The sequence below is a fragment of the uncultured Aliiroseovarius sp. genome (genome assembly GCF_947497285.1).
GTDB lineage: Bacteria > Pseudomonadota > Alphaproteobacteria > Rhodobacterales > Rhodobacteraceae > Aliiroseovarius.
On record NZ_CANMFT010000003.1, the window covers coordinates 96,728 to 117,918 of the forward strand.

The 21,191-nt window shown below is 57.1% G+C and carries 24 protein-coding genes; 11 read left to right on the forward strand and 13 right to left on the reverse strand.

The annotated features are described in order from the left end of the window. Positions 1-8: 8 nt before the first annotated feature. Positions 9-1,073, reverse strand: coding sequence for a heat-inducible transcriptional repressor HrcA (gene hrcA / locus Q0864_RS06030; protein WP_298566888.1), 1,065 nt, complete (start codon positions 1,071-1,073; stop codon positions 9-11). 72 nt (positions 1,074-1,145) lie between these two features. On the opposite strand from hrcA, the gene rph reads away from it, so the two are divergent. From rph to hemW, 3 genes are read left to right on the forward strand one after another with little or no spacing between them, the layout of a single operon-like run. Then, positions 1,146-1,856 carry a ribonuclease PH gene (gene rph, locus Q0864_RS06035; protein ID WP_298566889.1) on the forward strand — a complete coding sequence of 237 codons (711 nt, stop codon included), beginning with the start codon at positions 1,146-1,148 and terminating at the stop codon, positions 1,854-1,856. Continuing rightward, positions 1,856-2,464 carry an RdgB/HAM1 family non-canonical purine NTP pyrophosphatase gene (gene rdgB, locus Q0864_RS06040; RefSeq protein ID WP_248364534.1) on the forward strand — a complete coding sequence of 203 codons (609 nt, stop codon included), beginning with the start codon at positions 1,856-1,858 and terminating at the stop codon, positions 2,462-2,464. The genes rph and rdgB overlap by 1 nt, the downstream gene beginning before the upstream one ends. After that, the gene (gene hemW, locus Q0864_RS06045; RefSeq protein WP_298566891.1) at positions 2,457-3,614 is read left to right on the forward strand and encodes a radical SAM family heme chaperone HemW; all 1,158 of its coding nucleotides are present in this window, start codon (positions 2,457-2,459) and stop codon (positions 3,612-3,614) included. Before rdgB ends, hemW begins: the two co-directional genes overlap by 8 nt. Here hemW and Q0864_RS06050 read toward each other — a convergent pair. The 7 genes from Q0864_RS06050 to Q0864_RS06080 form a co-directional block, all read right to left on the reverse strand. Then, the gene (locus tag Q0864_RS06050; protein ID WP_298566892.1) at positions 3,611-4,498 is read right to left on the reverse strand and encodes a ParB/RepB/Spo0J family partition protein; all 888 of its coding nucleotides are present in this window, start codon (positions 4,496-4,498) and stop codon (positions 3,611-3,613) included. The genes hemW and Q0864_RS06050 overlap by 4 nt on opposite strands. Before the next feature lies 1 nt (position 4,499). Further along, positions 4,500-5,303, reverse strand: coding sequence for an AAA family ATPase (locus tag Q0864_RS06055; protein ID WP_298566893.1), 804 nt, complete (start codon positions 5,301-5,303; stop codon positions 4,500-4,502). Continuing rightward, entirely contained in the window at positions 5,296-5,913 is a 618-nt protein-coding gene (gene rsmG, locus Q0864_RS06060) for a 16S rRNA (guanine(527)-N(7))-methyltransferase RsmG (protein ID WP_298566894.1), read from the reverse strand. The genes Q0864_RS06055 and rsmG overlap by 8 nt, the downstream gene beginning before the upstream one ends. Next, positions 5,913-7,781 (reverse strand): tRNA uridine-5-carboxymethylaminomethyl(34) synthesis enzyme MnmG, encoded by a 1,869-nt coding sequence (mnmG, locus tag Q0864_RS06065; RefSeq protein WP_298566895.1) that lies wholly within the window; start codon positions 7,779-7,781, stop codon positions 5,913-5,915. Before mnmG ends, rsmG begins: the two co-directional genes overlap by 1 nt. Before the next feature lie 31 nt (positions 7,782-7,812). Beyond that, positions 7,813-9,102, reverse strand: coding sequence for a tRNA uridine-5-carboxymethylaminomethyl(34) synthesis GTPase MnmE (gene mnmE, locus Q0864_RS06070; RefSeq protein ID WP_298566897.1), 1,290 nt, complete (start codon positions 9,100-9,102; stop codon positions 7,813-7,815). A 30-nt stretch (positions 9,103-9,132) separates the two neighbouring features. Next, the gene (gene rho, locus Q0864_RS06075) at positions 9,133-10,404 is read right to left on the reverse strand and encodes a transcription termination factor Rho (RefSeq protein WP_298566898.1); all 1,272 of its coding nucleotides are present in this window, start codon (positions 10,402-10,404) and stop codon (positions 9,133-9,135) included. Positions 10,405-10,536: 132 nt separating this feature from the next. Next, positions 10,537-10,986: a CopD family protein gene (locus Q0864_RS06080; RefSeq protein ID WP_298566899.1), complete on the reverse strand. Its 450-nt coding sequence runs from the start codon at positions 10,984-10,986 to the stop codon at positions 10,537-10,539. Between the two features lie 396 nt (positions 10,987-11,382). Between Q0864_RS06080 and Q0864_RS06085 the strand changes: the two genes are divergently transcribed. Genes Q0864_RS06085 through dnaQ form a run of 4 tightly spaced genes read left to right on the forward strand, consistent with a single transcriptional unit; the run spans position 11,383 to position 14,135 of the window. Then, positions 11,383-11,982, forward strand: a complete 600-nt coding sequence (locus Q0864_RS06085; protein ID WP_298566900.1) for a Maf family nucleotide pyrophosphatase — start codon at positions 11,383-11,385, stop codon at positions 11,980-11,982. Continuing rightward, on the forward strand, positions 11,979-12,815 hold the full coding sequence (locus Q0864_RS06090) for a shikimate dehydrogenase (protein WP_298566901.1): 837 nt from the start codon (positions 11,979-11,981) through the stop codon (positions 12,813-12,815). The genes Q0864_RS06085 and Q0864_RS06090 overlap by 4 nt, the downstream gene beginning before the upstream one ends. After that, positions 12,812-13,411: a dephospho-CoA kinase gene (gene coaE, locus Q0864_RS06095; RefSeq protein ID WP_298566902.1), complete on the forward strand. Its 600-nt coding sequence runs from the start codon at positions 12,812-12,814 to the stop codon at positions 13,409-13,411. The genes Q0864_RS06090 and coaE overlap by 4 nt, the downstream gene beginning before the upstream one ends. After that, entirely contained in the window at positions 13,404-14,135 is a 732-nt protein-coding gene (gene dnaQ, locus Q0864_RS06100) for a DNA polymerase III subunit epsilon (RefSeq protein ID WP_298566903.1), read from the forward strand. Before coaE ends, dnaQ begins: the two co-directional genes overlap by 8 nt. Before the next feature lie 15 nt (positions 14,136-14,150). Here dnaQ and secB read toward each other — a convergent pair whose 3' ends face one another. Then, on the reverse strand, positions 14,151-14,642 hold the full coding sequence (gene secB / locus Q0864_RS06105) for a protein-export chaperone SecB (protein ID WP_298566905.1): 492 nt from the start codon (positions 14,640-14,642) through the stop codon (positions 14,151-14,153). A 104-nt stretch (positions 14,643-14,746) separates the two neighbouring features. On the opposite strand from secB, the gene idi reads away from it, so the two are divergent. After that, positions 14,747-15,268: an isopentenyl-diphosphate delta-isomerase gene (gene idi / locus Q0864_RS06110; protein WP_298566906.1), complete on the forward strand. Its 522-nt coding sequence runs from the start codon at positions 14,747-14,749 to the stop codon at positions 15,266-15,268. On the opposite strand, the gene Q0864_RS06115 is transcribed toward idi, so the two are convergent. Then, positions 15,248-15,742 carry an FxsA family protein gene (locus Q0864_RS06115; protein ID WP_298566907.1) on the reverse strand — a complete coding sequence of 165 codons (495 nt, stop codon included), beginning with the start codon at positions 15,740-15,742 and terminating at the stop codon, positions 15,248-15,250. The two genes, idi and Q0864_RS06115, sit on opposite strands and share 21 nt — an antisense overlap. Before the next feature lie 105 nt (positions 15,743-15,847). Between Q0864_RS06115 and Q0864_RS06120 the strand changes: the two genes are divergently transcribed. From Q0864_RS06120 to Q0864_RS06130, 3 genes are read left to right on the forward strand one after another with little or no spacing between them, the layout of a single operon-like run. Beyond that, positions 15,848-16,507: a Tim44/TimA family putative adaptor protein gene (locus Q0864_RS06120; RefSeq protein WP_298566908.1), complete on the forward strand. Its 660-nt coding sequence runs from the start codon at positions 15,848-15,850 to the stop codon at positions 16,505-16,507. Further along, positions 16,507-17,535, forward strand: coding sequence for an MltA domain-containing protein (locus Q0864_RS06125; RefSeq protein WP_298566909.1), 1,029 nt, complete (start codon positions 16,507-16,509; stop codon positions 17,533-17,535). The genes Q0864_RS06120 and Q0864_RS06125 overlap by 1 nt, the downstream gene beginning before the upstream one ends. A gap of 4 nt (positions 17,536-17,539) precedes the next feature. Further along, positions 17,540-18,130, forward strand: coding sequence for a Smr/MutS family protein (locus tag Q0864_RS06130; RefSeq protein ID WP_298566910.1), 591 nt, complete (start codon positions 17,540-17,542; stop codon positions 18,128-18,130). Between the two features lie 3 nt (positions 18,131-18,133). Here Q0864_RS06130 and Q0864_RS06135 read toward each other — a convergent pair whose 3' ends face one another. Genes Q0864_RS06135 through hslV form a run of 3 tightly spaced genes read right to left on the reverse strand, consistent with a single transcriptional unit; the run spans position 18,134 to position 21,147 of the window. Then, positions 18,134-19,228, reverse strand: coding sequence for an alpha/beta fold hydrolase (locus Q0864_RS06135; RefSeq protein ID WP_298566911.1), 1,095 nt, complete (start codon positions 19,226-19,228; stop codon positions 18,134-18,136). A gap of 57 nt (positions 19,229-19,285) precedes the next feature. Next, entirely contained in the window at positions 19,286-20,593 is a 1,308-nt protein-coding gene (gene hslU / locus Q0864_RS06140) for an ATP-dependent protease ATPase subunit HslU (protein ID WP_298566912.1), read from the reverse strand. Further along, entirely contained in the window at positions 20,590-21,147 is a 558-nt protein-coding gene (gene hslV / locus Q0864_RS06145; RefSeq protein WP_298566914.1) for an ATP-dependent protease subunit HslV, read from the reverse strand. Before hslV ends, hslU begins: the two co-directional genes overlap by 4 nt. Positions 21,148-21,191 lie beyond the last annotated feature (44 nt).

Sequence of the window (21,191 nt, forward strand, 5' to 3'; positions counted from 1 at the left end):
CTTCGCCTCTATTTCCGATCCGAGATCATCTTGCCGATCAATTGCGCGGTGTAGTCCACGATGGGGACAATCCGTCCATAGTTTAACCGTGTGGGCCCGATGACCCCTACCGCACCAATAATCTTTCGATCAGCGTTCATATAAGGTGAAACCACCAAAGAGGAACCCGAAAGTGAGAAAAGTTTGTTCTCTGACCCAATAAAAATGCGCACACCCTCGCCTTGATCGGCAAGTTCAAGGAATTCTGCGATGTCACGCTTGCGTTCGAGGTCGTCAAACAGCGTTTTTATCTTTTCAAGGTCGGCGGCTTCCGCATCTTCGGCCAACAGATTTGACCGGCCCCGCACAATCAGACGCTCATAAGGCTGGCCTTCGTTTTCCCAAAGCGCGGCACCGCTTTCCACAAGATCCTGCGCCAGGACATCGAGCTCCTGCCGCCGCCTCTTGATTTCACGTGTCACAATGGTCTGCAATTCCGAGATCGTGCGCCCTTCGGCCAACGCATTCAGAAAATTCGCAGCCTCGCGCATTGACGATGGGGTCTGGCCAATCGGCGGCGTGAACACGCGGTTTTCCACATGCCCGTCGGCGAACACCAGCACCACCAGCGCCCGGTCAGCGCCAAGCGATACAAACTCGATATGTTTGATCGGGGCTTCGTGCTTTGGTGTCAGAACAAGACTGGCCCCAGCGGTAATGCCAGACAGCGCGGACCCGACCCGGTCCATCATCGTGTTGATATTGCTGTCGGACTTGCCAACCGTCTCATCGATTTTCTGACGGTCCCCCTGATCCAGATTGGACACTTCCAAAAGCCCGTCGACAAACATCCGCAGACCAAGCTCGGTCGGGATGCGCCCGGCCGAGATATGCGGGCTGCCCAACAGCCCCATAAACTCCAAGTCCTGCATGACATTGCGAATGGTCGCCGCGCTTACCTTTTCGGTCAGGGCGCGGGTCAGCGTGCGTGACCCCACCGGCGCACCCGTGCTCAGGTAGCTTTCAACCACGCTTCGAAACACCTCGCGCGAACGGGCGTTCATATCGTTCATCAGATCTGGACGGTCTTCCATGCGCAATCGCCTTGCCTTTTCGCCAGAGCCATGGGTATCACGCCTTTGAACATGAAACAAAGGGGGAAGCTCATGCGCCCATCAGGTCGGAATCTAGATCAAATGCGCCCGGTTTCAATCGAGACCGGAGTCACAAAGCATGCCGAAGGTTCGTGCATGATTAAAATGGGTGACACGCATGTGCTGTGCACTGCCTCGCTTGAGGAACGCGTGCCGCCGTTTCTGCGCAATTCCGGCAAGGGCTGGGTGACCGCAGAATACGGTATGCTGCCCCGGTCCACCGGGTCGCGGATGCGTCGCGAAGCCGCAGCTGGTAAGCAGGGCGGGCGGACGGTCGAAATCCAACGCCTGATCGGTCGTTCACTGCGCGCCGGTGTTGATCTGGTTGGTCTTGGCGAACGCCAAATCACCGTCGATTGCGATGTTATTCAGGCCGATGGCGGCACGCGCTGTGCGGCGATCACCGGTGGCTGGGTTGCGTTGCGTCTGGCCGTGAACAAGCTGCTGAAGGCGGGCGACATCACCACCAACCCGCTGGTTGATCCGGTGGCTGCTGTGTCATGCGGCATTTATGCAGGCCAGCCGGTGCTTGATCTGGATTATCCCGAGGATAGCGAAGCTGGCGTTGACGGCAACTTCGTCCTTTGCGGTCCCAAACTGATCGAGGTGCAAATGTCCGCTGAAGGGTCGACCTTCACCCGCGACCAAATGAACGAGCTGATGAACCTTGCCGACAAAGGCGTGTCCGAGCTGGTCGCCGCTCAGTTAGAGGCAACGAGCTAATGCGCAAGTTCACGGGCAAGGAGCTTGTCATCGCGACCCATAATGACGGCAAGCTGCGCGAAATTTCCGCGTTGCTAGAGCCTTTTGGCGTCAAAGTGACATCGGCGGGGGCTCTTGGTTTGGATGAGCCTGAGGAAACCGAAGACACCTTCGTCGGCAATGCCCGGATCAAGGCGCACTTTGCCGCAAAGGCCTCTGGCCTGCCCGCGCTGTCCGACGACAGCGGCATCATGGTCGATGCGCTGGACGGCGCTCCAGGCGTTTACACCGCAGATTGGGCCGAAACGCCCAATGGTCGTGATTTTCCGATGGCGATGGAAAAAACATGGGCGCTTCTGGAAGAAAAGAACGCGCCACACCCGCGCTTGGCCAAGTTTTGTGCCACGCTGTGCCTGGCTTGGCCCGATGGGCATGACGAGGTATTCGAAGGCAGTGTTGATGGGCACCTGACATGGCCCATGCGCGGCGATCTTGGGTTCGGATATGACCCCATTTTCGTGCCAAACGGTCACGACATCACCTTTGGTGAAATGGACCCGGCCGAGAAACATCAGATGAGCCACCGCGCCGACGCGTTCGCCAAACTTGTGCGTGGCGCATTTGCTTGAAAATTGGCAAATCGGCGGGTTCGGACTGTATGTCCACTGGCCGTTCTGCCAATCCAAATGCCCCTATTGCGATTTCAACAGCCATGTCGTCGCGTCGATCGACCATGACGCTTGGCTAAACGCCTACATCGCGGAGATTGACCGATACGCGGCTGAAACGCCTGATCGCATCCTGAACTCAATCTATTTCGGCGGCGGCACACCAAGCCTGATGGCGCCAGCGACCGTTGGGGCGATCATCGAACGCGCCGCGCATCACTGGACCTTCGCCAATGACATTGAAATCACGCTGGAGGCCAACCCCGGATCAATCGAGGCGCAGAACTTCGCGGGCTACAAAGCGGGGGGCGTCAACCGGATCTCGGTCGGCATTCAGGCATTGAATGACACGGACCTGAAGCGGTTGGGGCGCCTGCATACCGTGAGCGAAGCGAAGCAGGCTCTAACCTTGGCGAAATCACTGTTTGACCGGGTGAGTTTTGACCTGATCTATGCGCGGCAAGATCAATCAATGGACGCGTGGAAAGATGAGCTGCAATGCGCGCTTTCATTCGGGGCCGATCATCTGTCGCTCTATCAACTCACCATCGAACCCGGAACAGCATTCGGCGCACGGTTTGACGCGGGAAAGCTTCAAGGCTTACCCCCGGACGAGCTTGCGACGGACATGTATTTCCTGACGCAACAGATGACAACAGATGCAGGCCTTCCGGCCTATGAAGTATCCAACCACGCGGCCCCCACACAGGAAAGCCGACACAACATGATTTATTGGCGGTCCGGCGATTGGGTGGGAATCGGACCCGGCGCGCATGGTCGCCTGACCATTGACGGGACCAGATTTGCCAGCGAAGCGCCGCTTTCACCCGCGCTCTGGCTTAGTGCGGCGGCGAATGGAGCCGCTGAAAACATCCGCTCGGTGATTGAGCTTGATGAGCAGACGACTGAATACCTTCTTATGGGCCTTAGAACGACCGAGGGCATCGATCTTGACCGCCTTGACGATCAGTTCAAATCAAGGTTAAATATCAATAAAATCAAAGGCTTAATTGAGCTATCGTTGGTCGAAGTCACCGATCAGACACTAAAAGCGACCCGCGCGGGCCGCCCCGTGTTGAATGCAATCATCCGCGAGCTGCTCCCGGACTAAGTCGAAAGCTTGCCGCAAAGCTCGTCAAGCTCGTCCAGAGACTTATAGCGAACCGTCACGACCCCCGCATCGCCCCCGGCTGCGTGATCGATCTGAACCTTCATACCCAGCGCGGCAGAGAGGTCGGATTCAAGTGCTCGTGTGTCTGCGTCCTTCTCTGCCCTCTGCGCTGCCGGTTTCGCAACCTTTGCAGCGGGTGCTTTGGCAAGCTTTTCAGCGGCGCGAACGGAAAGCCCTTTGGAAATGATCTGACGCGCAAGCTCTAAGGGGTGTTCGGCATTGACCAAGGTGCGCGCGTGGCCGGCTGTCAGCTTCCCATTACGAACGAAATCCTGCACCTCTTCGGGCAGGTTCAAAAGGCGCAGCAGATTCGCGATGTGGCTTCGGCTTTTTCCAAGCGCCTCGGATACTTTTTCCTGCGTATGACCAAAACGCTTCATCAAGTCGCGATACCCTGCGGCCTCTTCTATCGCATTGAGGTCGGCGCGCTGGATATTCTCGATAATTGCGACTTCCAACGCCTCTGTATCGCTATATTCTCTAATGATAACAGGTAGTTCGTGAAGTTGCGCCATCTGAGAGGCGCGCCAGCGCCGCTCCCCTGCGACAATCTCGAACTCACCTTCTTTGGTTGGGCTAGGGCGAACGATAAGCGGTTGAATTACGCCCTTTTCGCGGATCGAGGACGCGAGATCCTCCAGCTGTTCCTGTGTGAACAGGCGGCGCGGCTGTTCTGGGTTGGGAACGATCTTTTCGACGGGCACCAACATGTCGGCACGCCGCGTTGCCTGCGCCTCTGACCTGGTGTCGTCTTCGGGCGTCACGTCCGCCATAAGGGCGGACAGCCCCCGGCCAAGGCCTCTTTGCTTTTGGTTCTTGCTCACTCTAGCCTCCTTGTTTGCGGCCCAACAATTCTGCCGCCAAGTCGCGGTAGGCGATGCTGCCTTTCGATGTCGGATCATACATCAATACCGGAAGCGCAAAAGACGGTGCCTCGCTGACACGCACGTTGCGCGGTATGATTGTCTTGAAGACAAGATCACCAAGGTTGTCACGAGCATCGCTTTCAACCTGCCGTGACAGATTGTTGCGGGTGTCATACATCGTCAGAACGATCCCTTCGATGCGCAACTTCGGATTCGCGGTCTGTCGGACCTCGCGCACGCTGAGCATAAGCTGAGACAGGCCCTCCAGCGCGAAAAATTCGCTTTGCAGGGGGATCAGGACACTGTCGGCCGCGACCAGAGCATTTACCGTCAGCAAGTTCAGTGACGGCGGACAATCAATCAGGACATAGTCGATCTTTAGCGCATCAAGCCCCGGCGCGCGCAGGGCATCATGCAGCAAATGACTGCGTTTTTCATTGGAAACCAACTCGATATCCGCCGAAGACAGGTCTGTCGTTGCGGGCGCGATCAGCAGGTTTTCGACATCCGTTTCCTGAAGAATGTCGATCAGCGGAGCTTCTTCCAGCAGAAGATCATAGGTTGTCAGCTCGCGGTCGCTCATGTCCACACCAAGCCCGGTTGATGCGTTGCCCTGAGGATCAAGATCAACAAGCAGCACCGTTTTTCCGACCTCGGCAAGCGCCGCGCCCAAATTGATGGTCGTCGTCGTTTTCCCGACCCCGCCCTTCTGGTTTGTGACCGCGATAATCTTGGTCCGATGCTCGCGAAGAGTGTCAGGCACGGGTGAGGTCTCCGATTTTCAGAATGGTGGCGCTTGGGTTGGTTTTGCTGGGATATGTATCAAGCTCGAACCGCCAATGATCAAGAGCTTCATCCAGTTCCTTGTTGAAATTCTCGCCTTTCAAAAAAAGGCACACCCCATTTTCGGTCAGGTGACGCGATGCGTAGCCCAGAAGGTCGCTCAGCGGCGCCAACGCACGGGCGGACACGACATCGGCGCCCAACGGCGCGACACTTTCGATTCGATGCGCCTCAACTGACGCGCGGATGCCGGTTTCCCGGATTACGGTTCGTAGAAACGTGGCTTTGCGCAAATCGCTTTCTACGCAAACTGTTGTTCGACCGGGATCAGCCTCTGCCGCCAGAATCGCTGTAACCAGGCCGGGGAATCCGCCGCCTGCCCCCATATCACACCACATATTGATGTTTTTTGGAGCCAGGTCATAAATCTGGGCCGAATCAACAAAATGTCTGGACCAAAGATCTGGCAGCGTTGAGTGCGCGACCAGATTGATCGCGGGGTTCCACTTGGTCAACAGCGCGGCATAGACCTCTAGTCGCTGCATTGTTTCACGTGAAACATCAAGCTGATCCGACGACTTCGCGCTCATCAGGCTGATTTCTTCTTCTGATTTTGCCGCAGTCTGGCCAGAATAAGCGTCAGCGCTGCTGGCGTCACTCCTTCGACCCGCCCGGCTTGAGCAAGGGTTCTTGGGCGTGCGCGCGAAAGCTTGTCGACAAGCTCGTTCGACAGGCCCTCCATCGCTTCATACTGGAAATCGCTTGGTATCTGCCATGCTTCGTCACGGCGAAGCGCCTCAACATCGCGGGCTTGCCGGTCAATGTAGTTCGCATATAGGGCGTCGCGTGAGGCTTGGACCTGAATTTCGTGTGGTATAGCATCAAACGTCTGATCCAGCTGGATAATCTTCTCGAAGTCCATGTCCGGAAAGGCGAGCAGGTCAAACGCTGTCCGCTTGGTTCCGTCTTTGCGAACGGTCAGCCCCAGTTTCTCCAAGTCCTGCGGGGTGAATGTTCGCGCGGTTAGTTGCTCCTTAGCCTTTGCCAAGGCCGCCGATTTATCCAGAAACACTTGGCGACGAGCCTGACTTACGCAACCAAGCTCAATGCCCAGCGGCGTAAGGCGCTGGTCTGCGTTATCGGCACGCAGCGACAGCCGGAATTCAGCGCGAGATGTGAACATTCGATAAGGCTCGGTGACGCCTCGAGTGATCAGATCGTCGATCATAACGCCCAGATAGGACGATGAACGCGAAAACACCACCGGGTCACGGCCCTTGGCAGCGAGCGCTGCGTTCAGGCCGGCAACGAGCCCCTGCGCGGCGGCTTCCTCATATCCTGTGGTGCCATTGATCTGGCCTGCCAGATATAGACCCGACACCTCGCGCAGCTCCAAAGTTTCGGTCAATGACCTTGGATCAACGTAGTCATATTCAATCGCGTATCCGGGCTGAAGAATCTCGGCAGACTCCAGGCCATGGATCGAGCGAACATAGGCTTCTTGCACATCGATCGGGAGCGATGTGCTGATCCCGTTTGGATAAACGGTGTGATCGTCGATGCCTTCTGGCTCAAGAAACACCTGGTGCGAGCTCTTGTCGGCAAAGCGCACGATCTTGTCCTCAATCGAGGGACAATAGCGCGGCCCAACACCATCGATCTGGCCACCATACATCGCAGAGCGATCAAGGTTTTCTCGAATGATATCATGAGTTTGCGAGTTTGTATGAGTGATCCCGCACGATACTTGCGCGGCTGAAGGCTTGGTGTTCAGGAACGAGAACATCACCGGGGCATCATCGCCGGGCTGCATATCCAGAACATCCCAGTTGATGGTCCGCCCATCCAGCCTTGGTGGCGTCCCTGTCTTCAACCGCCCAAGCGAAAGCCCAAACCCGTCGATGCGTTCGGCAAGCTTGACCGAAGGACGATCCCCCATTCTTCCGCCTGACGAGGTCTTGTCACCCACATGAATGATTCCCCGCAGAAACGTGCCGGTCGTCAAAATCACCGCAGCGGCATGAAGCTCTGACCCATCCAGAAGACGCACACCGGCAACGCGCGCGCCCTTCATTAGAAAATCTACGGCCTCGCCCTCAACCACAGTCAGATTTGGTGTTGCGGCGATCTCTGCCTGCATCGTTTGACGATAGATCTTGCGGTCAGCCTGCGCGCGTGGACCTTGCACCGCTGGTCCTTTGCGTCGGTTCAAAAGCCGGAATTGAATGCCCGCTTTGTCAGCGACGCGCCCCATCAACCCGTCCAGCGCATCAATCTCTCGCACCAGATGGCCTTTTCCAAGCCCTCCGATGGCTGGATTACACGACATAACACCAAGATCTTCCTTGCGCAGCGTGATAAGGGCCGTTTTCGCACCAAGTCGAGCCGACGCATGGGCAGCATCGGCGCCAGCGTGGCCCCCACCAACCACAATCACATCAAAGTCGCGATGTTTCACGTGAAACACTCCAATCCGTCAACTCAGGTCGTTACTTTCCAAGGCAAAAACTTGCAAAGATTTCATCCAACAGGTGCTCTACATCGACACGACCAACCAAACTATCAAGGGCTCTGATCGCTGTTCTGATCTCTTCTGCGGCAAATTCTGCACGCTCAGGACCGTGTTGTATCTCGATTCGAGCGTCTTCCAAAGCGGCAAGCGCACCGGTCATGGCAACCCTGTGCCGTTCACGGGTTGCGATGCCGGCGCCTTGAACCCGTCGCTCCAGAACCGAGGCGATGCGGTTGATAAGCTCATCCACCCCCTGCCCGGTGCGCCCAGACACAGAAAACCCGGCCGATGCGCTCAGATCGGCTTTCCCATAGACAACAATATCATCATCACGGGGTTGCATCAGAAGCTCGTCCTGCGCTGAATCCAGAAGAAAAATCCGCAGATCAGCGGCTTGAGCACGCGTTAATGCGCGCTCGACACCAATCGCTTCGATTTCATCCGTTGCTTTGCGAAGGCCAGCAGTATCAAGAACCGTAACCGCAAGCCCGGCAAGCTCCATCTGAACCTCGATCACATCTCGCGTTGTGCCCGCAATCTCAGAGGTTATCGCGGCATCGCGACCCGCAAGAGCGTTCAGCAATGTCGATTTACCAGCATTCGGCCGCCCGACAATCGCCACTTCAAAACCGTCGCGTATGCGTTCTGCAATCCGCGTTCCCAACGTTTCCTTGCGCAGCTTTGTCAGCACATCATCCAAAAGAGCGCTCACTTCGGGCGAGACATCGACCGGAACATCTTCGTCTGCGAAATCAATGGTCGCCTCAAGCAACGCCGCCGCTCGGATCAGATCGCGCCGCCAGCCTTCTGCCGTATCACCAAGCGCGCCAGACAGAACAGCGAAGGCCTGACGCCGCTGCGCTTCGGTTTCCGCATCAAGCAAGTCGGCCAAGCCTTCAACCTGTGCCAGATCGAGACATTCGTTTTCCAAGGCGCGGCGCGTAAACTCCCCAGGCTCTGCAAGGCGAAGGTTTGGAATACGAGAGAGCGCGGACAGCACACCTCGCTCGACAGCACTTGAACCATGCAGCTGAAGCTCGACGACATCTTCCCCGGTAAAGCTGGCACCCGAGTCAAAACAGATCACCAGCGCTTCATCCAAGATGGTGCCGTCAGTCGTTCTTAGCTTTCTCAGCCCTGCATTGCGGACGGGTGGAAGGCTGCCTGCCATCTGTCGCGCAGCCGAAAACGCATGTGGCCCGGAAATCCGGACCACTGCAACACCCGCTTTCCCGCGGGCACTGGCAAGAGCAAAAATCGTATCCATATATCTAACCCATTGTTTTATAACAATAAGTTACGTGTTCATTGAATCAAAGAACTCTGCATTCGACTTCGTTTGTTTGAGCTTCGAGATCAGGAATTCAATCGCGTCTGTGGTGCCCATCGGATTCAAGATACGACGAAGCACAAAGGTTTTATGCAGATCTTTTGCATCAACAAGCAGTTCTTCCTTCCGCGTGCCGGACTTGAGGATGTCGATGGCTGGGAATACCCGCTTGTCAGCGACCTTGCGGTCCAGCACAATCTCGCTGTTGCCGGTGCCTTTGAATTCCTCAAAGATCACCTCATCCATCCGCGAACCGGTATCGATCAAAGCGGTCGACACGATGGTCAGCGACCCGCCCTCTTCAATATTCCGTGCAGCACCGAAGAACCGCTTTGGGCGTTGCAGGGCATTGGCATCCACACCGCCGGTCAAGACCTTGCCAGAGGACGGCACAGTCGTGTTGAAGGCGCGTCCCAGGCGTGTGATCGAGTCCAGCAAGATCACGACATCACGTTTGTGTTCGACCAAGCGCTTGGCTTTCTCGATCACCATCTCGGCGACGGCCACGTGACGGGTGGCGGGTTCGTCGAAGGTCGATGATACAACTTCGCCCTTCACTGACCGCTGCATGTCGGTCACTTCTTCCGGGCGCTCGTCGATCAGCAAAACGATCAGATAGCATTCCGGGTGATTGGTTTCGATCGAATGGGCGATGTTTTGCAACAGCACGGTTTTACCCGTCCGCGGTGGCGCCACGATCAATGCCCGTTGGCCTTTCCCGATCGGTGACACCAGGTCAATGATCCGGGCCGAGCGGTCTTTGATGGTGGGGTCTTCAATTTCCATCTTCAGGCGTTCATCGGGATACAACGGGGTCAGGTTGTCAAACGCCACTTTGTGTTTGGCCAGCTCCGGATCGCCGAAGTTGATCTTTTCAACCTTCGTGATGGCAAAGTAGTTTTCGTTTTCCCGTGGGGCCTGAATGATCCCTTCGATCGTATCACCAGTGCGCAGCGAATACTGGCGGATCACGTCGGGGGAAACGTAAATATCATCAGGACCTGACAGATAGTTCGCTTCGGGTGAGCGCAGAAAGCCAAAGCCGTCTTGCACGACTTCCAACACGCCGTCGCCACCGATGATCCATTCATCATCCGCCAGCTCTTTCAGGATCGAGAACATCATCTCGCCCTTGCGCATGGTGGATGCGTTTTCGATTTCAAGCTCTTCCGCCATGTTCACAAGCTCTTTCGGGCTTTTGGCTTTGAGTTCAGCTAGATTCAGACGGTTTTCGGACATGGGGATGCTCTGATTGGCCTCAAGACAGCAAAAATTTGGACAGATGCGGTCTGATTAGAAATGGGAAATGCGGTCAGCCGGACGGCTCGCTTGACGCCGACATATGCGCGATTGCCGCACGAGTCAACGATTTCAGAATTTAACAATCACTGAAAACACGATCACAAGCATCAGCAATGTCGGGAATTCATTCATCATCCGATAGCGACGGCCGGTCAGCGTGTTGGTCCCCGCGATGAAATCTTTGCGACGCCCTGCAAGCCACATATGAAACCAGGTCATCAAAATCACGGAAAGCCCCTTGGTCCATGGCCAAACCATCGACCAATCGACAATCCCCGGCGTGAACACCAGACACAGCCCGAAGATCCAAGTGCTGATCATGGAGGGATTCATGATCGCTTTCAAAAGGCGACGTTCCATCGTCTGAAACAGATCATCGGTTTCATTGCCCGATCCGACGACTTCTACGTGATAGACAAACAGACGAGGCAGATAGAACAGCCCTGCCATCCAAGCGATCACCGAGATGACATGAAGCGATTTTGTCCATGGATAAACATCAGCAAGAAAATCACCCATTCTAAGCACTCCTTGTCTGACCACCGGGTTCAGGCCTTCTTAAAATAATAAAGAAGAGAAAGAAAAGATGATGTTTTTGTAGGGCCTGTGGATAATGGGGATTAATGGATTATCCCGCCCCTTTCGCACAGAGGCAAAAGCAGAGGATACTTTTCTGGATAGATCACGGATGACGTGAAAAACAAGGTAGGAGCGGGCAGTTCCAATGGGGATAACTCAAGGGACAGTTTCGAACCGTTTCCTGATATCCACACCAACAGAAGAATTTTCCCAACAGTGGAAGAATTCAGGATTTTATCTTAGTGGTGGGATGAGTTATCCCGGATCGAAGTCAGGGCACGGTTTTCCATGTTTTTCGACACCGGAACAAACAGAGTTTTTCCACAGGGTTATCAGATGAGCGCCACGTTGATTCTTGCCTCTCGTTCGGAAATCCGGGCGCAACTGTTGCGAAACGCTGGTGTTGATATCGAAATTCAACCCGCCCGTATAGACGAAGAAACGATCCGCGCCTCGCTGGAGGCCGAGGGCACCTCTCCGCGCGATCTGGCCGATGCGTTGGCTGAGTTCAAAGCCCGCAAGATAGCAGACAAGAACCCCGATCGGCTGGTTCTGGGCTGTGATCAGATCGCAGAGATTGGCGGAAAGGTTCTGTCAAAGCCCCGCGACCCGGACGACGCAAAGGCTCAATTGATGGAGATGTCAGGCCAGACGCATCGTCTATTGTCGGCCGCGGTCTTGTATGAAGATCGCAAGCCCATCTGGCGTCAGGTGGGGATGGTTCGTCTGCGGATGCGAGACTTGTCTGCGGCCTATGTCGACGACTACGTCACCCGCAATTGGGACAGTATCCGCCATTCTGTCGGTGCCTATAAGCTCGAGGAAGAAGGCGTTCGGCTGTTCGCAAAAGTTGACGGCGATTATTTCAATGTTTTGGGTTTGCCGCTGACCGACCTGCTGTCATACCTGATCTTGCGAGGAGATCTTAAAATATGAGCGAAACACGCATCCCTTTGGCTGGTGTAATCGGGGATCCGATTGAACACTCTTTGTCCCCGCGACTGCACGGCCATTGGCTCAAAACATTGGGCATCAACGGGCACTATATCCCGATGCGAGTCGTTAACGAAGACTTGGAGCGGGTCGTGCGCACTTTGCCCAAGGCCGGGTTTGTTGGCGTGAACGTTACGATACCGCACAAGGAAACCGTGTTGTCGCTGGCAGATATCGTCACCGACCGCGCTGCGCTGATCGGGGCGGCGAACACGCTGATTTTCCGCGCCGATGGGAAAATCCATGCCGACAACACAGACGGCTACGGGTTCACGGAAAACCTGCGTCAGGGCGCGCCGGGATGGACGCCGACGGCTGGGCCAGCCGTTGTTTTCGGGGCGGGGGGTGCTGCGCGGGCTGTCATCGCCTCTTTGATCGAGGTGGGCGCGCCGGAAATCCGGTTGGCCAATCGCACCCGCGCGCGCGCCGATGCGTTGCGGGCGGAGTTCGGTACCCGCATCAAGGTCTTTGACTGGCTTCAGGCCGGCAACATGCTGGAAGGCGCGGCAACAGTCGTGAACACCACCTCGCTTGGGATGGTGGGCAAGCAGGAATTCCGGGTGCCGCTTGATGGCTTGAAGCCCGGTGCGGTGGTGACGGATCTGGTCTATACACCGCTCCGCACGCACTTCCTTAGCGAAGCTGAAAAGGCCGGCTGCACAGTGGTGGACGGTTTGGGCATGTTATTGCATCAGGCCGTGCCAGGCTTTGAACGCTGGTTCGGATTGCGACCGAAGGTGGATGATGGCTTGCGCGCGGCCGTAATTGGTCGATGAGCGGCCCGTTTATCATTGGACTGACCGGCTCGATCGGGATGGGCAAATCTACCACCGCTCAGATGTTTGCCGACGAGGGCGTTCCGGTCTGGGACGCAGACGCCGCTGTGCACCGGATCTATGCGCCCGAAGGGGCAGCGGTCGCGCCGGTGCGCGCGCTTTGCCCCGAGGCGATTATCGACGGTGGCGTTGATCGTGATGCGCTGAAGACGTGGATCGCAAGCGACGACAAGGCATTGAAAAAGCTGGAAGAAGTCGTTCATCCACTGGTCGCATCAGACAGAAAAAGGTTTCTAGCCGACACCCGGTCCCCGATCGTTGTCCTGGATATTCCGCTGCTGTTTGAAACCGGCGCCAACCGCCATGTCGATCTGGTTGTCGTTGTATCTGCCCCATCAGACGTGCAACGCGACCGCGTGCTATCACGCGGGTCGATGACAGACGCCCAGTTCAAGACCATCCTTGCAAAACAGCTTCCAGATGCCGAAAAAAGAAGCCGGGCGGATGTCGTGATCCCGACGGAAACGATGGACGGGGCGCGGCATGCCGTGAAACAGGTGCTTGCCGACGTGAAGGAGCGGTTGGACCATGCGTGAAATCGTGCTTGATACTGAAACCACAGGGTTCGACCCCGAAAGCGGGGACCGGATCGTTGAAATCGGCTGTCTTGAGCTGTTCAACCACATGCCGACCGGAAAGACCTACCATCAGTATATCAATCCCGAACGCGACATGCCGGACGAGGCGTTCGGCGTGCACGGCATTGGCCCAGACCTTTTGATCCAACCACGCCCCGCCGCGAAAGGCGAGGTGACGTTGAAGGACAAGCCAGTTTTCAAATCTGTGGGTCAGGCGTTTGTCGATTTCATCGGTGACGCGAAGCTTGTGATCCACAACGCCAGCTTTGACATGAAGTTTCTGAATGCCGAGCTGAAATGGATGGGTCTGCCAGCGATCCCTTGGGAACAAGCCACTGACACACTGGCCATTGCGCGCAAGAAGTTTCCCGGCTCGCCCGCATCGTTGGACGCCTTGTGCAGACGGTTCGGCATCGACAACACCTCTCGGACGTTACACGGCGCGCTGTTGGACAGTGAAATTCTGGCCGAGGTCTATTTGGAGCTGATCGGTGGACGCCAGCCCGACCTGGTGCTTGCCGCAGGGTCCGGGTCCGACACAACAGGCGCCAGGACCGAGGCTTGGCGGCCGCAACCCCGGCCCCAACCGCTGCCCCCGCGGATCAGTCAAAAAGAAGCCGCCGCCCATGACGCTTTTGTTGAAAAGCTGGGCGACGGCGCGCTTTGGAAAAAGTTCAGCTAAGGCGTTCTGACTACCTTAGCTTACCGGCGTGTCACCGCGTTCGGCAGCAGCCCGGCGCTCGATTTCGTGACGATACAGCGCAAGGAAGTCGACCGTATCCAGATTAAGCGACGGGAAGCCCCCGTCACGGGTCACGTCTGCCACGATACGACGCACAAACGGGAACAACATGCGCGGGCATTCGATCATCAGAAACGGGTGCATCTGATCTTCGGGCACGTTTTCGACCTGAAAGATGCCTGAATACTCAAGCTCCATCAAAAACAGCTGCTCGCCACCGTTCTTGTTCTTCGACCCGACCGTGTATTTCGAGATAACCTCGAACTGGTTGTCACCGGTGCGCTTCTTGGCGTCCAGGGCGACCTCGACGCTGATGTCGGGCTGAACCTCTCCTTGTGCGCCCTTTTGCGCCAGGATGTTTTCAAACGACATGTCGCGAATGAATTGGCCAAGAATTTGCATCTTGGGGGGAACGGGGGCTTTCTGTTCAGCGGCTTGTTCGGCCATTGTCTTCTCCTTCGGGAAAAACCTTTGGATCGTCCTTATCACCTTGGTCGCGGGCCCTCAACCAAGGGGTTTCACCGCACGAAAATTGCGGGTATTTGATCACTATGACAGAGATGATCCCCGCTTGGTGCGACGACACGCTGACTCCGGTTGAAAAGCTTGAGGCCCACAAACAGGGTCTGAAGCACAAAGCCGTGTCGGTTTTTCTGTTTCACGGTGACAAGGTGCTGATCCAGCAGCGCGCGGCAGAAAAATACCATACGCCAAACCTGTGGGCGAACACCTGTTGCACCCATCCGCATTGGGGCGAAGACCCCGCATTGTGCGCCCAGCGTCGGTTGGAAGAGGAATTGGGCATCACCGGCTGTATGCCGAAATGGGTCGAAAATCTGGAATACCGCGCTGATGTTGGCGGGGGCCTGGTCGAACACGAGGTCGTCGACCTGTTTGTCATTCACTGTGACGCGATGCCCAGCCTGACCCTGAACCCAGCAGAGGTTCAGGCGGTGCAATGGCTGACCCGCGAATCGCTAGAGCAGCAGATCGCGCACACGCCCGAGGTCTTCACCCCGTGGCTCAAGATCTACATGTCAGAACACGCACGCTCAGTTTTTGGTCCAGCCTGACGGACCATCCACGCGAGGATGCTTTGATTGGTTTTCCGGCGTGACGTCCGTAAAATCCGCGTCAATCACATCTTCGTCCTGCGGCGGACGGGCGTGCGGGTTCTGCGACCCCATGCTGAAAGACTGCACCTGCACACGTGCACGCACCCAATTATACACCGCGCGGCGAACCGCCGGGATCAACAGCGAAAAACCAACGAAATCGGTGAAAAACCCCGGTGTGAGCAGCAGAGCGCCGGAAAACAAGATCATCGCGCCGTGGGCCAAAGGCTCGGTCGGATCGTTCAGTTGACCGAAGCTTTCACGCAGTTGTGACATCGCCAAGGCACCTTGCGCCCGCATGAGTTGGGTGCCGACGATCGCCGTCAAAACGACGATCGCGAGCGTTGGCCACAAGCCGATTGCGCCCCCGACTTGAATGAACAAGGCGATCTCGATCAGCGGAACGGCGATGAATAGGGCAAAAAGCCACATGAGGCTGCACTCCTTTTCGTTTCGAGCAGTGGACTTGACCCCGCACAGCACCTACATATGTCACCGGTTAGCGCGTTTCCATATGGCGCTTGAAAAGAGGTATAAATGAGCTCACCCCTGATCCAGCTTCTGGTTCTTGCCGGAATTGCCCTGTTTCTGATTTTGCGACTGCGCGACGTGCTTGGCACGCGTGAAGGTTTTGAAAAGCCCGTGGTGACCCGCAATGATGATCGCGCCATCGCGCGCGACCAGTTTGAAGTCATTGAAGGTGGTCCGGACAGCGACATCACGGACCACGTTCCCGACGGAAGCCCGGCCGCCAAGGCGCTTGCCGCCATGAAGGGCGCCGAACCAAGCTTTAATGTCAGCGAATTTCTGGGGGGCGCGCGGGGCGCCTATGAAATGATCCTGATGGGGTTTGAAGCTGGCGACATGGCGAAGATCAAACCGTTTCTGTCCGACGAGGTTTACGATACCTTCGCTTCGGTCGTCGAGCAGCGCGAAAAGAAGGGCCTGTCAGTCGAGGCAAACTTTGTCGGGCTGCGTGAGCTGAAGCTTGTGGATGCCGAATTTGACCCCGACAGCCGCGAAGGCGAAGTCACGGTGCGCTTTATCGGAGAGCTGACGTCGGTCTTGCGGGACAAGGGCGGCGACATCATCGAGGGCAACCCGAACGAAGTTAAGCGCCAGAAAGACATCTGGACCTTCGCGCGCGTCATGGGATCGAACAACCCGAACTGGCAGCTTGTTGCCACAGGTGGATGATGTTTCGGGGGCTGGCATGCGCGCTGGCCCTTTTGGGCGCCCCGGCTTTCGCTGGGTTGCAGGATGCCGACGTTTCGATCCTTGCTTTTGACGAGCTTGAGGGCTGGGAACAGGACGACCACCAAGCCGCATTGTCGGTTTTTCTGGACACTTGTCGCGATCTTGATGATCCCCGGTGGCGGCCGATTTGTGCGCTTGGCGCAACGCAAGAAGACGGCAAAACATTTTTTGAACTGTTTTTTCGTCCTGTCCTGATCAAGGACGGCAACGACCCGCTTTTCACCGCCTATTACGAACCTGAGATTCGAGGGTCTCGGACCGAGACGCTTCGGTTCCGACATCCGGTCTATCGCAAACCACCAGAGCTGGGTGCAAACGACCTTTGGTTGTCGCGGCGCGATATCGAAGAAGGTGGTGTGCTGCGCGAACGTGGTCTTGAAATCGCGTGGGTCGAAGACCCGGTCGAACTTCAGTTTCTGCAAATTCAGGGGTCGGGTCGCATCCGGCTGCCTGACGGAAGCACCATCAGGCTGGGGTATGGCGGATCAAACGGCCACAGCTTCAAATCTCTTGGGAAAGAGCTGGTTCGCCAGGGTGTCTATAACCGGCATCAGGTCTCGCAGCGCGTTATCCAGAATTGGGTGAAGCGAAACCCCGAAGCAGGGCATGAGCTTTTGATGTCCAACCCGTCCTATGTCTTCTTTCGCAAAATCGGCAAAGTGGCGGCTGAAAAGGGACCACTTGGGGCGATGAACCGATCCATTACGGCGCACAGATCGCTGGCGGTGGACCCGAAATACACGCCGCTTGGCGCGCCGGTTTGGCTTGAAAAAGACGGCGAAGAACCCTTTCGCAGACTCATGGTCGCGCAAGATACCGGGTCGCGGGTGAAGGGTGCGCAGCGTGCCGATATTTTCTGGGGAACCGGGGATAAGGCGGGGCTTCTGGCAGGCAGGATTCGCGACACCGGCCGGATGATCGTGTTGCTGCCGATCCAGCGCGCCTTCGCCATCCTGCCAGAGGAATAGGCCCGTGCGACGCCCCAGACATCTAAGCGCTGAAGAAAAGGCGCTTTGGAAGAAGGTGACAGACAGCACGGACCGGCTGCACCCGCTTCAGCGCAAGCCAGACCAACCTTTGCCTGACCGCCCGCGAAAACCGGTGCCACCTGTGCAGACCGACCTATCCCGGTTTCGGGTGGGCGAAAGAACATCCTCAAGCACCCGACCGCATGAACTGGCGCCGGTTCTGGCTGATGCTATCGCCCAAAAGCCCGTCGCGATGGATCGCAAGACCTTTGGCAAGATGAAAAAGGGGCGGCTTTCCCCTGAAGCCCGACTTGATCTGCACGGTATGACGATCGCCCAAGCTCACCCAGTGCTGACCCGCTTTATACTCGAGGCTGCTGCATCCGACCGGCGGTTGGTGCTGATCATCACCGGTAAGGGCAAGCACCGCGACGACGGCGGCCCGATCCCGGTGCGCCATGGCGTTCTGCGCCACCAGGTGCCCCATTGGTTGCATACGATGCCGCTGCGCCAGCACGTGCTTCAGATCACCGAGGCCCATTTGAAACATGGTGGTCAGGGCGCCTATTACGTCTACCTGCGGCGGCGACGCTAGCGCCTATTGAGCAAGGTTCGGAACGATCAGGCGTGTAGCGTTCTGCACAACAAGCACCGTGCCCGGTATCAGGCCGATCCGTGCCGAAGGGTCGGCGCCATAAGCCGCCCCTAGGTCAGGCACTTTCCGCAGCAGGCGCAAAAAGGACGGTGAGGCAAGCGCCGTTGCGTGATCAATCTTGCCATCGCTGAAGGCAGAGATATCAACCATCGTCACGTTAAGCTCGGCAAGCTGTTCGACATCCGTTGTGTTGCCCAACCGTGCAGTTTGACCAGTTAGCCCAGCTGACAGCCGTAATGCGATGTCGCGCGTGGACGAGAAGATATAGAACGGCTCGGGTAGCTTGCCGATCCGGTTTGCCTGTTGGCGAAACACGTCGATGTCGATGTCGGGTGAAATCAGCACGACGCCACCGATCTTGCGCAGCCCCTTCTGACCATCGGCGATCGCCATCTGGCGCATCGTCTCCATCGCCAACAAGGCACCCATCGAGTGACCAACCAGAAGGATTTCGTCCACCCCGGCCTCGGACACGGACCTTAGCGTCGTTTCCAACCCGTCACGTGCAATCAACATCGAATCCCGGTCATAACCATATCCCAGCGGGTGCCCCGCGCTGGGCCATGAATAATGGACCGGCAAGAAGGGCAGGCCCAGATCCTCGGTCAGCTGCGCAAACCGATAAAGGCCTTCTGAAAAGTTGTTGTTGAAACCGTGGACAAACACAATCGCCGTGCGGGATTCCGACCGGCGCGAGCGAAGCTCTTGACGCAAGGCGCTGTTGAAGGCCTCGGATGTTGCGATGGGCGAGAAGTTGTCGAGCAGGAAGTGCTGGGCAGGATCCGGTTTGGCTGAATATGGCCAATTGATGCTTCCCGGCTCCCGCTCTGGCGGCACAGAGACATCGAAGCGACCGAAAATCAGGTTACGACTGCGGTTTCCGCTGGGAAACCCCATCTCGTCGATCTCACGCGTGGTGCCGACATAAATGCGTTGCAGGTCGCCCGTCTGACCGGCGCCGGCAAACAGGGTAAGCTCCCCACGCGGAGCGCAGGAAACGAGCAGCAGGAACAAAGTCAGGTGATGGAATAGGCGCAAACGGGGTCTCCTCGGGTCATCCATTGGATAACCGAGCTTTCCCCGCCTGCATAGCCATCAAAGCATGTAGCGGCTCACATCGGTCGAGGTCATCAGCGCCCCAAGGTTTTTCTGAACGAACCCTTTATCAACGGTCACTGTTTCGCCCGGTTTGTCAGGCGCGGTGAAGCTAAGCTCTTCGAACACGCGTTCCAGCACGGTGTAAAGACGTCGTGCGCCGATGTTTTCAACGCTCTGGTTCACCTCAGCCGCGATGCTGGCCAAGGCCGCAATTCCGTCTTCGGTAAAGTCGACGGTTACCTGCTCGGTGTCCATCAAGGCTGTGTATTGGCGGGTCAGCGCGTTGTCGGTTTCGGTCAGGATGCGCACGAAATCTTCTTCCGTCAGGGCGCGAAGCTCGACCCGAATGGGAAGGCGGCCTTGCAGCTCGGGCAGAAGGTCAGACGGCTTGGCGACATGGAATGCACCTGATGCGATGAACAAGATGTGGTCGGTCTTGACCGGCCCATGCTTGGTCGACACGGTCGTGCCTTCAATCAGCGGCAGCAGATCGCGCTGCACACCTTCACGGCTGACATCGGCCCCGCGCGCATCGGCGCGGGCGCAGACCTTGTCAATTTCGTCTAGGAACACGATGCCGTTCTGCTCAACCGCTTCCAACGCCGCACGGTTGACGGTTTCGTCATCCAAAAGCTTGTCGGCTTCGTCCGAGATCAGCAGGTCATAGCTATCGCGCACGGTGATCTTGCGTTTCACGGTGCGTTGCCCAAACGCTTTGCCGAACATATCGCCAAGGTTCATCATGCCCATGCCCTGCCCCGGCTGACCCGGCACGTCGAACATCTGCATCGGGTTCGAGCTGTCAGCGATATCTATTTCGACCTCGTGATCGTCCAGCTCGCCAGACCGCAACTTCTTTCGAAACATTTCGCGCGTGGCGTCGCGCGCATCGGTGCCGGCAATCGCTTCGATCACACGATCTTCGGCGGCGGCTTCGGCGCGGGCTTTCACGTCTTCGCGCATTTGCTCACGGGTTTGCATGATCGCCGCATCCACCAGATCGCGCACGATCTGTTCGACGTCGCGACCGACATAGCCAACCTCAGTGAACTTTGTCGCCTCAACTTTAATGAATGGCGCGCGCGCCAGTTTGGCCAGCCGGCGGCTGATCTCGGTCTTACCAACGCCAGTGGGGCCGATCATCAGGATGTTCTTGGGGTACACCTCGTCGCGCAGATCATCGGCCAATTGCTTGCGCCGCCAGCGGTTGCGCAGCGCCACGGCCACGGCGCGTTTGGCGTCTTTTTGCCCGATGATATAGCGGTCCAGCTCGCTGACGATTTCGCGGGGGGTCAGGTCGGTCATTTGCTGATCTCCTCAACAGTCAGGTTGCCGTTTGTGTAAACGCAGATGTCAGCGGCAATCGCCATGGCTTTGCGCGCCACGCCTTCGGCGTCCAGATCGCTTTCCATCAACCCGCGCGCGGCGGCCAGCGCAAAATTGCCGCCCGATCCAATGGCGGCCACGTCATGTTCCGGTTCCAGCACATCGCCCGCGCCGGTGATGACCAGAAGCTCCTTCCCGTCGGTGACGATCAGCATGGCTTCGAGCTTTTGCAGGTATTTGTCTGTCCGCCAGTCCTTGGCCAGCTCGACCGAAGCGCGCGCCAACTGCCCTGGTGTCGCCTCCAGCTTCTTTTCCAGACGCTCAAGCAGGGTGAACGCATCCGCGGTGGATCCCGCAAACCCCGCCACAACATCAAACCCGCCGGGTGAAAGCCTGCGCACCTTGCGCGCGGTGCCTTTGATTACGGTTTGACCAAGGCTGACCTGCCCGTCGCCCGCAATTACCACTTTGTCGCCCTTGCGCACGCCGATAATTGTCGTGCCGTGCCAGCCGGGGAAATCTGTCTCTGCCATGTCGCCTCCGTTCGATTTCATCCTATATGGACGTGGGTGCCGGG

Coding starts and splice junctions, on each gene's coding strand:
- hrcA (WP_298566888.1), bottom strand. CDS start 1,073: ATGGAAGACCGTCCAGATCTGATGAACGATATGAACGCCCGTTCGCGC.
- rph (WP_298566889.1), top strand. CDS start 1,146: ATGCGCCCATCAGGTCGGAATCTAGATCAAATGCGCCCGGTTTCAATC.
- rdgB (WP_248364534.1), top strand. CDS start 1,856: ATGCGCAAGTTCACGGGCAAGGAGCTTGTCATCGCGACCCATAATGAC.
- rsmG (WP_298566894.1), bottom strand. CDS start 5,913: ATGAGCGCGAAGTCGTCGGATCAGCTTGATGTTTCACGTGAAACAATG.
- mnmE (WP_298566897.1), bottom strand. CDS start 9,102: ATGGATACGATTTTTGCTCTTGCCAGTGCCCGCGGGAAAGCGGGTGTT.
- rho (WP_298566898.1), bottom strand. CDS start 10,404: ATGTCCGAAAACCGTCTGAATCTAGCTGAACTCAAAGCCAAAAGCCCG.
- Q0864_RS06080 (WP_298566899.1), bottom strand. CDS start 10,986: ATGGGTGATTTTCTTGCTGATGTTTATCCATGGACAAAATCGCTTCAT.
- Q0864_RS06085 (WP_298566900.1), top strand. CDS start 11,383: ATGAGCGCCACGTTGATTCTTGCCTCTCGTTCGGAAATCCGGGCGCAA.
- Q0864_RS06090 (WP_298566901.1), top strand. CDS start 11,979: ATGAGCGAAACACGCATCCCTTTGGCTGGTGTAATCGGGGATCCGATT.
- coaE (WP_298566902.1), top strand. CDS start 12,812: ATGAGCGGCCCGTTTATCATTGGACTGACCGGCTCGATCGGGATGGGC.
- dnaQ (WP_298566903.1), top strand. CDS start 13,404: ATGCGTGAAATCGTGCTTGATACTGAAACCACAGGGTTCGACCCCGAA.
- secB (WP_298566905.1), bottom strand. CDS start 14,642: ATGGCCGAACAAGCCGCTGAACAGAAAGCCCCCGTTCCCCCCAAGATG.
- idi (WP_298566906.1), top strand. CDS start 14,747: ATGACAGAGATGATCCCCGCTTGGTGCGACGACACGCTGACTCCGGTT.
- Q0864_RS06115 (WP_298566907.1), bottom strand. CDS start 15,742: ATGTGGCTTTTTGCCCTATTCATCGCCGTTCCGCTGATCGAGATCGCC.
- Q0864_RS06120 (WP_298566908.1), top strand. CDS start 15,848: ATGAGCTCACCCCTGATCCAGCTTCTGGTTCTTGCCGGAATTGCCCTG.
- Q0864_RS06125 (WP_298566909.1), top strand. CDS start 16,507: ATGTTTCGGGGGCTGGCATGCGCGCTGGCCCTTTTGGGCGCCCCGGCT.
- hslU (WP_298566912.1), bottom strand. CDS start 20,593: ATGACCGACCTGACCCCCCGCGAAATCGTCAGCGAGCTGGACCGCTAT.
- hslV (WP_298566914.1), bottom strand. CDS start 21,147: ATGGCAGAGACAGATTTCCCCGGCTGGCACGGCACGACAATTATCGGC.